Origin of the sequence: Campylobacter concisus, from assembly GCF_003049705.1 — a bacterium.
GTDB classification, from domain to species: Bacteria; Campylobacterota; Campylobacteria; order Campylobacterales; family Campylobacteraceae; genus Campylobacter_A; species Campylobacter_A concisus_AR.
The window spans coordinates 87,046-100,257 of the sequence record NZ_PIRF01000002.1 but is presented as its reverse complement, the minus strand read 5'-3'; the positions used below and the strand labels follow the sequence as shown (position 1 = coordinate 100,257).

The window sequence follows — 13,212 nt, the reverse complement described above, 5'->3', positions numbered from 1 at the left end:
TGCTTTGTTTGTAATAGAAAAATAAATTTTAAGAATTTCCCACGCCAAAAGACGTGGGATAAATTTACGCCATCTTTGTAGCGTCGATGATATTTAGATCAAGTCCAAGATCTTCAACAGATAGTCCAAGTGCAAGACCTACAAGCTGAGAGAGGTGAATGATAGGCTTTCTCACATTTGAGTGGTTTTCATCTTGATATCTCTCTTGGTAGATGTCAAGTTGCATTTGACAAAGTGGGCATGGTGTGACAACTACGTCAGCGCCGTTTTCATCGGCATTATTTACGATCTGGCTTGACATTTTTCTTACAGATGTGCCAGCTGGGTAACTAGCGTGAAAACCACAGCAGTCAAGTCTTTTCTCAAATGGCACGATAGTAGCACCAAGTGCGCCTACAACAGTTTCAAAGCTCTTTGGATTGACTGAGCTTTCCCTGTTATGAAGATCTTTTTCAGGTCTTAGGCTATGACAGCCGTAAAATAGCGCTACTTTTAGCCCACTAAGTGGCTTAACAACCTTTGCTCTTAGCGTTTCTACGTTTTGATAAAGCACCCAAAGAAGGCTTGTGATCTCGGTTGAGCCATTATATTTCATATTACCTTCAGCCAAGAAAGTATTTATGCGGTCCTTTGCACCCTTATCAAGCGTAGTTTTAGCTCTTGTTAGAGTTAGCATACAAGTTGAGCATGTAGTAAGCATCGGCATATTCATCTGCTCTGCAAGTGCTATATTTCTAGCATTTGCCACAAGCGTAGCGATAGGATCAACGTCTTGTGCTTGTTGGGCACCACAGCAGCTCCAGCCCTTTATTTCGTGAAGCTTCCAGCCAAGTATCGGAGCGATAGCCTCAAGCGACATCTTAGCCTCTTTAGCTGCTTGAGAGAGTACGCATCCTGGGAAAAAAGCGAATTCGTTTTGCATAGTTACTCCTTACTAGCAGCTTTGCGAGCCGCATTTATCATTTTTACTAGATCATCATGTCCTTCTATGTCCTCTTCTCCGAAAATATGAAGCGGATTCATCTTACCTGCAAGCATTAAATTTGCAGCGATATCCATTTTGCCCATATTTCTAAACACTCCCTCAGAGCGAAGTGCAAGCTTGATCTCATTTAGTCTGCCTGAACCATCAACTAGATCAGTTAAGAATGCCTCAGCGTGATCTGGTCCCATGCCATCATCAAAACCTTTTTGTATAGCCATAATGCGAAGATCAGTTATATCTTTACATGCGCTTATACCTTTTGGACAGCGGTCAGCACACTCTTGACACTTTACACACATCCAAAGGCCATTATCGATAGCTGGTTTTAGATGCGGCATAGGATCTTTGCTACGTGAGTCAAATGCCGCTCTATAAGCATGCACAAATACAAATGGCTGCATATAATCGCTCGCATCAGCTTCAAGTTTATTACACTCACTAGCGCACGCACCGCAAAGTATGCAGTCCCATTCAAGCGCTACTTTTTCATACTCTTTTTGACTTTGCTTACAGCCTTTTTCTGCGCTAAATTCTGACTTAGCAGTAATGCTAGGCTTTATCTTGCGTAAATTTTCGATACTTGGCTCCCAGTCCACCATAAGATCAGAGATGACCCTGAAATTTCCAAGTGGAGAAATTCTTATACTCTCTGGATTGTCATACTCAGCCAAAAGCTCGTTCATCTTCGTATCGCAAGCTAGATACGAGTGACCATTTACTCTAACAGCACATGCTCCACATATCGCTGAGCGGCAAGATGCTGTGAAATTTAACGTCGCATCCTTTTTTTGTTTGATATCAAGAAGCACTGTTAAAAGAGTTTTGCCTTTGATCTCTTCATTTGTTAGCTCATAAGTTGATTCATATTTTTTAGTTCCGTCAAAGCGGTCGATAATAATTTTCATCCTAGCTCCTTACTCTGGCTTCTTGCCGTCAAGTGAAAATATGCCTGTCACAACATCTTTGTAGCTAAGTTCAAGCTTGCCGTCTTTTAGTGTGACTATGCTGTGTTTTAAGAAATTTACATCATCTCTTTTTGGATAGTCCTCTCTTGTATGAGCACCACGGCTCTCAAGACGATTTTGCGCTGCAAGACATGCTGCACGAGAAAGAAGTATAAGGTTGCCAAGCTCGACATAGTCAGTAAATGCTGTGTTCATGACTGGGTTTTGATTTGGCACTTTGAGGGTGTCATATTTTGCTTGGATAGCTTCTAAATTTTTAGAGAGCTGATCAAGTTTTGCGCCAGTTCTAAAGATACCCATTAGATCCCAGTTGTTTTTACCAAGCTCTTCACGAAGTGCATACATATCATTTACACCACCCTCGCCTGTTGCGATAGATTTAAATTTATCTTGCCACATTTTTGCTAGCTCAGAAGTTTTCTTTCCGCTTGCAAATTTTGCATTTTGAGCGTAAGCACCAGCACCCTTGCCAGCTAGATCGCCAGTTACAACTGCGTCAGTTAGGCTGTTTCCACCAAGGCGGTTTGCACCGTGGATAGATACACATGAAGCCTCGCCACCTACGTAAATTCCAGGGATTTTTGTGCTCATATCATCAAATTTAGCTACCTCTATGCCACCCATTGAGTAGTGAGCTGTTGGGCGGATAGGCACTGGTTGCTCGATTAGATCGATATTTTGAAAAAGCATAGCTGTGTGGCGAATTTTTGGAAGCTTTTTCATAATAGTATCTTTGCCAAGGTGGCGAACGTCACAAAGCACGTAAGCGCTCATACCCTCGCCAAAGCCTCTGCCTTCGCGAATTTCTGTCTCGATTGCACGAGCGACGACGTCACGAGGAGCTAGCTCCATCTTTTCGTGATAGTTTTTCATAAAGCGCTCACCCTTGTTATTTAATAAGTATCCACCTTCACCGCGGGCTGCTTCTGTGATTAGTGTACCGCCATTTTGAACGCCAGTTGGGTGAAACTGAAGCATCTCAGGGTCTTCAAAACCAAGACCTGCTTTAAGCGCAGCAGCGATGCCATCACCAGTTGCTATAAATGGAACTGATGTGCGGTTATAAAAAATTCTAGTGTATCCGCCAGTTGCGATGACAAGAGATTTGCATAGAACTGGGTAAATTTGACCATCTTGGATGTTGCGAAGAACGACGCCTTCAACCTTGCCATCCTCAAGACCGATCTCAAGTAGCTCATGATCCATTAGAAATTTAACGCCAGCCGTGATAGCGTCATCAAGACAGGCGTGCATCAAAATATGGCCAGTTTTATCAGCTGCGTAGTTACAGCGCTTTTTGCTAGCGCCACCCATGAAGCGAAACGCAACATCACCATTATCTTTACGGGACACGTCACCATTGTCTATACGAGAAAAGAGCATGCCATTGTGGTCTAGCTCGTGAATGACTGCACCTGCTGCCTCGCAAAATTTCACAACTGCATCTTGATCGGCAAGATAAGCCGCACCTTTAACTGTGTCATAAGCGTGAAGCTTGAAGCTATCACCATTACTAAAGTCAGTAACGCCGTTTATTCCGCCCTCCGCCATACAGGTCGCATTGCGAGATGGCATCATTTTTGTAGCAACAACTACGGTTGAGTTTGGATATTGCTTGCGAACGGCTGTTGCTGCACGAAGTCCAGCACCACCAGAGCCGATTATTAGCACATCAACAGATGGTAAGCCATTTTCATTGCCCTTTGGCAACTCGCCAGCAAAAACGTTGGTCGCACCAGCCGTTGTAGCTAGCGCACCTACGCTGATACAGGCACTTTGTAGAAATTCTCTTCTGGTAAATTTTTCACTCATTGATAACTTCCTATCTTAGTAAATTTTTAGCGTTTAAAACGCACCGCCAGTTCATTTCTTAATATTTTTTAAAACAACTATATTAATTAAATAATTAATAATGAAACATTACATTAAATTTACTTAAAAGAAACATAAAGATTTATTTTAGATTAAGAAATGAGAGCTGATATTAAAATCAAAAAGGATAGAATGGGCTTTTCAAGGTAGTTTTTATAAATTTAGTGGTAGAAAAATTTATAAGATATATAAAAATTTCTACTGATTTGAAGTTTATTTTTATTTTTGAGTTTTTAAGCTTTAGAAGCTATTTTTTAGGATATTAGAAAGATAAATTTACTTTTATACTTAAATAAATATATTAAATATAATAAATAACATTATTTTTGTCCTATTATCAAAATTCACCACTTGGGTGCAAAATTTCTTTTAGCTCAATATCACTTAGCTTGTAGTTATAAAATCTCTCGTAAAACTCTCTTGTTTTTTGCTCTAAATTTAGATCGCTAAACTGCTCTGGGTAAAATGTCTTAGCCAGCCAAAGTGGATAGAGCGCACCTTCAGCACTTCTTACGCTCCAAAGATAAACGCCACTTGGCACTACAAAAATTTCTCCATTTTGCACAGCTTTTAGCTTGGCAAATGATGCGTTTTTAGCGATAGCATCGGCACTTTTTTGTGAATTTGTGATGATGATATCTGGGTTAAAGATGATGACTTGCTCTTCATTTATCGCTTTTGAAATTTTTAAAACCCCATAGCTTAGTTCTGAGCTTAAATTTATACCACCAGCCACGCTAATATACTCAGCGCCGATATCTTTTGAGCTAATGGTGCTAAAGTTTCCTGAGCTATAGTTAAGCACCAAAACTCTCTTTTTTGGCGTTAAATTTGCTGTTTTTTGGCTTACAAATTTTATGTTGTCGTTAAAATAGTCATTAAACTCACGTGCCTTTTTACGCTCTTTTCGCCCCAAATTTCAGCGATCTTACTAAAGCTATCTTGTATCTCTTTGATACTTTGAAATTTATCTATCTTCACAACCGCGATGCCAGTGCTCTCTAACTGAGCCTTGCTATTTTCATCAAACATCATACCAATTGGCCCAAAAACAACTTGCGTTTTTGACGCGATGATCGTCTCGACGCTGCTACTTAGCATGCCACTTTTATTGTCGTTGCTTTTTATCTTTGGAAAAATTTTAGACATAAGTGGAGGCAGTTTTGGCGCACCGCTAATTATATGATCTTCGTTGCCAAGCATCGCAGAGACCTGCACAAAAGCCCCTATCAAAGGCGTCGCACGCTCGATCACATCAGGCACTTCTACCTTTTTATCGTCGCTATCAAGCACCACTCTTGCTTGCAAACTAACAAGCAAAAAAGCCAAAAGCAAAATTTTCTTAAACATATTTTCTCCTTTCAATCCACCATCACGCAAGAGTAATGCTCGCGCTCATCGATGATATTTTTCACCACTCGTATATCTACGCCGTAAATTTTCTTTAAATTTTCGCCGTTCATCACCTCGCTAGCCTCGCCGTAGATATAGTTTTTATCACGACCAAGCATTGCAACTTTCGCGTTTAGATAAAAGACCTGCTCTGGCTGATGAGAGGTGAGGATGATGATATAGCCTTGCTTTGCGAGCTTTTTTATCTCTTTTAAAACTCGCATTTGGTTGCCAAAGTCTAAATTTGCCGTTGGCTCATCAAGCAGCATCACCTTTGAGCGCTGCGCCAAAGCCCTAGCTATCAGCACCATTTGCCGCTCGCCACCGCTTAGATCGGTGTAAATTTTATCTTTAAAACTCTCTAAATTTAGCGTCTTTAATGCATCTAACGCTATCTCTTCATCCTTTTTGCTGGGCCGTTCAAATATACCAAGCCTTGCATTTGCACTCATCATCACAACGTCAAAAACGCTAAAAGCAAATGGCGGTGTGTGAGCTTGCGGGACGTAGCTTATAAAGCTTGCTCGCTCTTTTTCACTCATCTTTAGCGCGTCTTTGCCGTCTATTAAAATTTCTCCCCCAAGTGGTTTTAAAAAGCCAAGTATCGTCTTAAACGTCGTCGTTTTGCCAACGCCATTGCTACCAAGCAGGCAAAAGATGTCGCCGTCTTGTAAATTTGCATTGAAATTTTCTATAACGATCTTTTTGTCGTAGCCACAGCTTAAATTTTTTATCTCAAATTTCACGCAAAACCCTTTTTGCTTTTATAGAGCAGATAGACAAAAAGAGGTGCGCCAACTAGTGATGTGATGACGCCAAGTGGGATCTCACTTGCCATTAAGCTGCGTGAAGTGGTATTAACTATCAGTAAAAACAGCCCTCCGCCAAGCAGCGAAGCTGGAAAGAGCGTGATGAAATTTGCTCCCACGACAAAGCGCATAATGTGAGGGATGACGAGCCCCACCCAGCCCACGATACCGCAAAATGAGACGCAAGTAGCGGTTAGAAGTGTCGAGGCGATGATTATTATGATGTTGTAAAATTTGACATTTAGCCCCATCGCCCTAGCCTCTTCTTCGCCAAAACTAAGCGTATTTAGCTTATAGCGAAGCATGAAAAGTGGCACAAGGCAGATCATAACTACGCAAAAAAGTAGAGCTAAATTTTTATATCCGCCGCTTCTTGCAAGGCTTCCCATCAGCCAAAAAGTGACTTCTGGTAGCTTATCTTCGCTATCGGCTAGAAATTTTATGAGCGAGCTAAGCGCTCCAAAAAGAGATGAGATGACGATGCCAGTTAGCACCATCACGAGTAAATTTAGCCTGCCCTTTGCGATGACGCTGCTTATAAAAACGACGGCAAAAACAGCAAAAAGACCGCAGCCAAAGGCGCTAAGCTGCACGCCTATGTAGTTAAAATTTAAGATGATAGCCACGCTCGCTCCAACAGCTGCGCCACTTGAGACACCAAGGATGTCAGGCGAGACTAGAGGATTTTTAAAAAGGCCTTGATAGACAGCTCCAGAGCTAGCAAGCGCTGCACCGACAAGGACGGCAAAAAGCACCCTTGGCAAGCGAATGAGCGTAAAGACCGTATATCCTTGCTCGTCGCTTGTTTGCTCGTTTAAAATGGCTGATCTTATAAACTCAAAAATTTGAGCGTAGCTTATCTCGTAGCGTCCGATACCTAATGAAAAAAAGAGCACCAGCAAAAGAAGCGCAAATAATGCGAAAATGACCTTTTTACTACTCAAATTTCATCTCCCGCACGTCCCACCAGATAAGATAGCTCTTGGTTTCTCTTTTAAATTTAAAGCCACTTTTGGTCTTTGTGAGGTAGCTTTTTACATTTTCTTTGTAAATTTCTTCTTTTTCAGGCGTGATCTCACCGACAAATCTAAAATAAGAAAACGCCTCTTCAAGGCTAGCAAAATCCCTCACAAAAATGGTGTCGATTATCTTTAAATTTGGATTTGCTCCCATGTCGTAAGCGATATTAAAGATAAAGTTATAGCCAAATCTCCTATCGCTTAGACCTGCCTCATTTTCATCTTTTACTCCTTTTAGGAAGTCTTGCCAGAACGTTTTTAAGTTTGGATAATCCATTAAAAAAGAGGTCATCACGACATATTTTTTAGCAAATTTGCAAAGCTTTTTTATATCAAAAAGCCCAACTGAGCGTGATGCTAGCACGATATCGTGTTTTGGTAAGTCTTTTATGCTTTGCTCATCGCTCCAGTCTTTTTGGATGAAATTTATATTTTTTACTCCAGCCTCTTTTGCATTTTTCTTAGCGTATTCAAGCATTTTTGCAAACGGATCTAGCGCGCTTACGCTCTTTGCTAGCTTTGCAAGTGGCACGCTAAGCCTTGCTGGGCCACATCCCACGTCAAGCACGCTATCATCTTTTGTGATAGGCAAATTTGAGAGCAAATTTAGTGTAGAAGCCGTCTCCATGCCAGTCATCTCGTTATACATATCTGCGTAATCATCCCAGTTTACGCCACCATCTTTGCCCTTTACTTTTTGCAAAGTAGGCGAAAACACTCTCTCTAAAATCGCTTGATAATCAACCAGCCCTTGCATCTTTCTCCCTTTGGTTATTTAAATCTGCCCTACAAAAAGGGCAAATTTAAAGAGCCTAAAGCCAAAATAAATTTGGCTTTGGTTTTTAGAATTTAACTTGAGCTGAAAGCATGAAGGTTCTGCTTTGTCCTAAGAAAAGCGAGGTTCCGCGTCCAGCAATCGCTCCATCTACATCAGATGGGAACATTCCTGCCCAGTATTTTTTATTAAAGAGGTTATTTATGTCAAATCTTATAGTTGTCTCTTTGCCTAACCAAGCTTTTGTAGTGTATCTAGCTCCAACATCTGTTGTGAAGTAGCCATTTACGCTATGAGCGTTGGCATTGTCGATGTAGCGTTTGCCTGTGTAGTGAAAATTTGTTGTAAATGCAAGTTTGTTTGTGCTAGGAACTGCGTAGTCAAACAAGATATTTGCTTGAAATTTTGGCTCACCGATAACTGTTTTGCCTTCGGATACGCCATCTTTAGCATTTTTTATCTTAGCATCAAGAAGTGTAAAGCCACCATACATACTTAAAGTATCAACAAGCTTTCCACCAGTAGTTAGCTCAAAGCCGCGGTTTCTTTGTGTGCCTTGAATTTTATACTCTGCACTTGCTCCACTACCAACTAGATATGCTACTGGACGTTTGATCTCAAAGATCGCAGCTGATAGATCAAGCTCGCCTAGTCTTGCTTTTGCACCGATCTCATATTGTTTACTTCTGATAGGTTCTATTACGATCATTTCTCCTCGTCTTGGATGTGAGTTTAGAAATGTGTATGACGATTGTTCATCTGAGATACTGTCTGCGTAAGTTGTATAAAGATTTAAATTTTCAATAGGCTTATAAACAAAACTGACCGCATAACTTTGTCCGTTTTTATCATAAGTTTTTGTCTTTTTGCCAGTATTTTTATTTATGACATTGCTTTGAAACCATGAATTTGAGAAAGATAAGATAGTGCTAAATTTATCGTTTAAAGCTATATCATCTACCAATATTACGTTTTTAGTATCAGAGTATCTTGATTTATATAAACCATCGCCTCTATTTACATGAGCATCATTAAACACTACTGGGTTGCTTAAATAAGAATTACCGTAATCTTTTTTGTCGCCAGTAGTTTTTCCTGAATAAATTTTAAATCTATATCCATTAGTTGCTAAACCTACGTTATGCACTATGCTTCCTGTTTCAAAACTGGTGTTAGCTTTGGCAAACCAACTATGGACTTGAAATTTACCAGAAGCACCGCTACGAGTATAATCTTCTTTTACATTAAACTTGCCGTCACTATTTAAAAAAGTATTACTAGGACCATACATATTTCTTAAAGCATTTTGCCACTGATAGCCACCTTCAAAATACCAGTTGTCTGTTGGAGCGTATTTTAGTTTTACACTAGCTGTTTGAGTTTTTAGATAATTACCCCCAAAAGTCTGACCAAGTTCCCTTTTAGTATCTTTTACAGGGCTTGGTACATCAAAATTCGCCACTCCATTAGTTAATGGCATACTAAATCCACCCGGCATACCTGAATTTTTATGCTCGTAATGGCTAAAGTTTGTCTCAAGTGTCAAATTCTCTGTAAGATAAAAATCAAGTCCTAGTGAGGCTAAACGACGAGAAAATTTACTATCTTTGGCATTCTTTTCACCGCCTGAGTAGTAAAAGACGCCTCTATATCCAACTTTTTCAAATTTATTTGAAGTATCAAGACCTACGCCTAAATTTGATCTTGAGCTGTAATCAGTCCAGATGATGTTTTGAAGTGAAACTGGGCGCTTACGAGAGTAACTAAAATACCCTGTAGGCGCACCAGCACCATAAAGTGAGCCAGCAAGTCCATTTTGCACTTGAAGGCTCTCAAACATCGCCATAGGTATAGCTGTAGTTGATGCAGCATAAAAACCATCCCAAAAGACATTACCGATTACACTACCTTGAAAACCACGAGTTTGTGGACGACCAATCTCAGCTCCACCACGATATTAAATTTGTGCTGAAAGGAAGTATCTAACTGCATCTTCAAAACCTTGAACACCTTGGTTATCAAGAACCTCTTTTGAGATCGTATTTACTTGATAAGGCATATCTAAGACTTTTTTGTCAGCCAAAGGACCAGCGGCTACTCTTTTGTTTAAAATTCCCTCATCAATACCGCTCTCACTGATGTTGTCACCGACCGAATTTACTTCAATACCCTCAAGCCTTGTCGTTTGCACAGCAAAAACTTGACTTAAAAAACCACTGCACATCAAAAGTGCAGCACATGTTGCAACCGAGATTTTGTAACTCAATTTTTACTCCTTTTATAAAAATTTTACGTCTGAAATGTTACTAAAACAAATATTAAATATAATTTATTAATTAATTTATTAAATATTTAAAAATACATTTTATTTAAAAAAGCTATGATAGGGCATTATGAGAACGATTTTTAAAAATTTCATAGCTTTGGCAAGATAAATAAATACTATAAATATAATCTTTTATATCAAAAAGTGATACTTAAAATTTTAAGAAAAGTAATAATTGACAAAAATATAATAAAGGTTAATTTTTCTGTTTATAGTAGAAATTTTGGCTAAAAATTAGCCAAAATTTATTTTAAAAGCTCTTTTGCGTATTTTAGACCTAGCTCGTAAGCTTTAGCATTTGCTTCTTTGACCTTAGCTGGTACGCTTGCTAACATCTCTTCACACACTAAATTTTCATCCATACATTTACTCATAGCCACCGCCACGCCAAGGGCGACGACACTTTGAGTGATGACATTTCCGACCTCGTCTTTTGCGATAGAGATGATAGGAATTTCATAAATTTTCCAGCGCTTTTTATCTTCATCGCTCACTTTTACTAAATTTGGCTCAACAACGATCGCACCGCCCTCTTTCACGCCGCTTTTAAAGGCATCGTAGCTTATCTGCGCGGTGGCAAGCATAAAGTCTATCTCGCCCTCGTTTGCGTAAGGATATAAAATTTCTTTCTCATCAAGTATGATATCAACCTTCGTTGGGCCGCCACGTACCTGAGATGTGTAGGTAGAGGCCTTGACGCCGTATCCGCCCGCTTTTATCTTGGCAGCTGAGAGGATCTCGCCAGCTAGTATGACGCCCTGTCCGCCAACGCCGACAAATCTTAATTGTGACTTCATGCTAGCTCCTCAAAATTTATCGCTTCATTGCTCATAGCAGCCTTTCTTACCTTGTCGTAAGCCTTGGTGTATTCGATCTTTTCTTCATCTTTATGCAGCACGCCAAGTGGGAAAATGCCCTTTTTCTCCTCATCACTTAGCATGTCAAATTTGACCTTGCTCGTTGTGCGGCCCTTTATCCACTCTAAATTTTTCACCGCCTCGCCCATTTTGTTCTTGCGGCCTAAATTTATATGGCAGTTTGAAAATACATCAAAAAAGCTGTATCCATCGTGGCTAAAGCCCTCTACAAAGAGCTTTGTAAGCTTCTCTGGCTCGATGACGCTACCACGTGCGACAAAGCTAGCTCCTGCGGCAGTTGCGAGCATACAGGCATCAAAGCTAGGATCGATGTTGCCGTATTGCGCTGTGACCGTCCACATGCCTTTTGGCGTGGTTGGGCTGGTTTGCGAGTTGGTTAGCGCGTAGATGAAGTTGTTGATTAAGATGTGATTTAGTCCGATATTTCGGCGGCATCCGTGTATCGTGTGGTTGCCTCCGATCGCTAGTCCGTCGCCGTCGCCAGTTACTACGATGACGTGTTTGTCTGGGTTTGCCATCTTTACGCCAGTCGCGTAAGCTACGGCTCTGCCGTGAGTTGTGTGGATGGTGTTGCAGTCAAGATATCCGCTAAAGCGGCCAGAGCAGCCTATGCCTGAGACCACGCAAACGTCGTTCATGTCCCAGCCCATGGTGTCGATAGCACGGATGAGCGCCTTTAGTATGACACCATCGCCACAGCCCCAGCACCAAAGAGTAGGCATTTTATCTGTTCGTAAATATTTATCATAATTAAAAGCCATAAATTTCTCCTATCTTCGCCTCGATCTCGCTTGGGCTTATCGGTCTGCCGTTTGCTTTTAGCAGTTTTGCAAAGTCATCTCTTAAGATGATCTTTGAAATTTCGCCACTATATTGACCTAAATTTAGCTCGCAGACTAAAATTTTCTTAAATTTATCTGATATCTCTTTTAGCTTTTTAGCTGGAGCTGGAAAGAGTGTGAGTGGCTTAAATAGCCCTACTTTTAGCCCTTTTTCACGTAAATTTAGTATCGCTTGCTTAGCCGAAAGCGCCACACTACCAAAGGCGATGATACAAATTTCAGCGTCTTCGAGCATAAACTCTTCAAATTTCTCGCACTCGTCAGTGTGTAAATTTATCTTGTTAAACAGCCTATTCATAGAGTATTCAACTATTTTGCCATCTTCTGTTGGAAAGCCAGTAGCGCCGTGATGAAGCCCAGTTATGTGGTAGTGATAGCCTTTAAAGAAAGGATTTAGCGTGGCTGGCTCATCAGCTGCTGCCTCGTAAGGCTTATACTCTTTTGGCTCGCCACTAAATTCTCTTCTTTTATAAATTTCTAGCTCGCTGATCTCTGGCAAACTAACCCTTGCTTGCATGTGACCTATCGTCTCATCAAGTAGCAGCATAACTGGCGTCATAAACCTAGCTGCGAGATTAAATGCGCGAACCGTCTGCGTATAGCACTCCTCTAGGCTGCTAGGGGCCAAAACTATCATATTTACATCGCCATGAGTTGGGTTTTTAGCCTGCAAGATATCGCCTTGTGCGACGCGGGTTGGCAAGCCAGTTGAAGGGCCACCACGCATGACATTTACGATGACAAGTGGTATCTCAGCGATAAAGCCAAGGCCTATTTGCTCAGCCTTTAGTGAAATTCCTGGACCTGAGCTAGCAGTCATTGCCTTAGCACCGCTCGCACTTGCGCCAAGAGCTACTGAAATCCCAGCTATCTCATCTTCCATTTGTATAAATGTACCGCCATGTTTTGGCAAAAGCACGCTTAGCTCGTGGGCAATCTCACTACTTGGAGTGATCGGATATCCGCCAAAGAAGTTACAGCCGCACTCGACCGCAGCCCTTGCTACTAGGGCATTTCCAGTTGATACTAGCTCTCTCATGCGCTCTCTCCAAGCTTTGCAAATTTATTTGCCTTTACGGCCGCAGCTCGCTCTTTGCTCTCAGCGGTTAGCTTTGCAAATTTAAAGCCTTTTTCAGCCACATAAATGGCAAAATCAGGGCAGTGAAGCTCGCAGTCGCGACAGCCTATACATGAGTCAGCATAGACGACCTCTATCATCTTACCAAGCACCGCTTTTGGCTCAAGCCTCATCGCTAGCACACCAGCTGGGCAGTAGCTCACGCAGACATCACAGGCCTTACACCTGCTCTCATCGACCCAAACAGGTACATTTTCTTTTACTATCATCT

The 13,212-nt window shown here is 41.1% G+C and carries 14 protein-coding genes; all 14 read right to left on the bottom strand.

Annotated elements, in window-relative coordinates:
• Positions 1 to 64: 64 nt before the first annotated feature.
• The 14 genes from sdhE to CVT05_RS02275 all read right to left on the bottom strand — a co-directional run bounded on the left by sdhE (position 65) and on the right by CVT05_RS02275 (position 13,210).
• A complete protein-coding gene (gene sdhE, locus CVT05_RS02330) occupies positions 65 to 922 on the bottom strand; it encodes an 8-methylmenaquinol:fumarate reductase membrane anchor subunit (protein WP_107697699.1) in 858 nt (285 codons plus the stop codon).
• A 2-nt stretch (positions 923 to 924) separates the two neighbouring features.
• Positions 925 to 1,890, bottom strand: coding sequence for an 8-methylmenaquinol:fumarate reductase iron-sulfur subunit (sdhB, locus tag CVT05_RS02325; RefSeq protein WP_107687219.1), 966 nt, complete (start codon positions 1,888 to 1,890; stop codon positions 925 to 927).
• Positions 1,891 to 1,899: 9 nt separating this feature from the next.
• The gene (gene sdhA / locus CVT05_RS02320; protein WP_107697698.1) at positions 1,900 to 3,762 is read right to left on the bottom strand and encodes an 8-methylmenaquinol:fumarate reductase flavoprotein subunit; all 1,863 of its coding nucleotides are present in this window, start codon (positions 3,760 to 3,762) and stop codon (positions 1,900 to 1,902) included.
• Positions 3,763 to 4,159: 397 nt separating this feature from the next.
• Entirely contained in the window at positions 4,160 to 4,738 is a 579-nt protein-coding gene (locus tag CVT05_RS09440) for an ABC transporter substrate-binding protein (protein ID WP_234400530.1), read from the bottom strand.
• Positions 4,678 to 5,172 carry a hypothetical protein gene (locus CVT05_RS09435; protein WP_234400529.1) on the bottom strand — a complete coding sequence of 165 codons (495 nt, stop codon included), beginning with the start codon at positions 5,170 to 5,172 and terminating at the stop codon, positions 4,678 to 4,680. The genes CVT05_RS09440 and CVT05_RS09435 overlap by 61 nt, the downstream gene beginning before the upstream one ends.
• Before the next feature lie 11 nt (positions 5,173 to 5,183).
• Positions 5,184 to 5,960: an ABC transporter ATP-binding protein gene (locus CVT05_RS02310; RefSeq protein ID WP_107697697.1), complete on the bottom strand. Its 777-nt coding sequence runs from the start codon at positions 5,958 to 5,960 to the stop codon at positions 5,184 to 5,186.
• Complete coding sequence (locus CVT05_RS02305) at positions 5,957 to 6,967, bottom strand: FecCD family ABC transporter permease (RefSeq protein ID WP_107697696.1); 1,011 nt, start codon at positions 6,965 to 6,967, stop codon at positions 5,957 to 5,959. The genes CVT05_RS02310 and CVT05_RS02305 overlap by 4 nt, the downstream gene beginning before the upstream one ends.
• Positions 6,960 to 7,799: a class I SAM-dependent methyltransferase gene (locus CVT05_RS02300; RefSeq protein WP_107697695.1), complete on the bottom strand. Its 840-nt coding sequence runs from the start codon at positions 7,797 to 7,799 to the stop codon at positions 6,960 to 6,962. The genes CVT05_RS02305 and CVT05_RS02300 overlap by 8 nt, the downstream gene beginning before the upstream one ends.
• A gap of 85 nt (positions 7,800 to 7,884) precedes the next feature.
• Entirely contained in the window at positions 7,885 to 9,657 is a 1,773-nt protein-coding gene (locus CVT05_RS02295) for a TonB-dependent receptor (RefSeq protein WP_234400528.1), read from the bottom strand.
• A gap of 117 nt (positions 9,658 to 9,774) precedes the next feature.
• Positions 9,775 to 10,083 (bottom strand): hypothetical protein, encoded by a 309-nt coding sequence (locus CVT05_RS09430; RefSeq protein ID WP_234400527.1) that lies wholly within the window; start codon positions 10,081 to 10,083, stop codon positions 9,775 to 9,777.
• Positions 10,084 to 10,388: 305 nt separating this feature from the next.
• Positions 10,389 to 10,940, bottom strand: coding sequence for a 2-oxoacid:acceptor oxidoreductase family protein (locus tag CVT05_RS02290; protein WP_107697694.1), 552 nt, complete (start codon positions 10,938 to 10,940; stop codon positions 10,389 to 10,391).
• Positions 10,937 to 11,782 carry a 2-oxoglutarate ferredoxin oxidoreductase subunit beta gene (locus CVT05_RS02285; RefSeq protein ID WP_107697693.1) on the bottom strand — a complete coding sequence of 282 codons (846 nt, stop codon included), beginning with the start codon at positions 11,780 to 11,782 and terminating at the stop codon, positions 10,937 to 10,939. The genes CVT05_RS02290 and CVT05_RS02285 overlap by 4 nt, the downstream gene beginning before the upstream one ends.
• Complete coding sequence (locus CVT05_RS02280) at positions 11,772 to 12,902, bottom strand: 2-oxoglutarate synthase subunit alpha (protein WP_107697692.1); 1,131 nt, start codon at positions 12,900 to 12,902, stop codon at positions 11,772 to 11,774. Before CVT05_RS02280 ends, CVT05_RS02285 begins: the two co-directional genes overlap by 11 nt.
• Positions 12,899 to 13,210: a 4Fe-4S dicluster domain-containing protein gene (locus CVT05_RS02275; RefSeq protein ID WP_103604010.1), complete on the bottom strand. Its 312-nt coding sequence runs from the start codon at positions 13,208 to 13,210 to the stop codon at positions 12,899 to 12,901. Before CVT05_RS02275 ends, CVT05_RS02280 begins: the two co-directional genes overlap by 4 nt.
• Positions 13,211 to 13,212 lie beyond the last annotated feature (2 nt).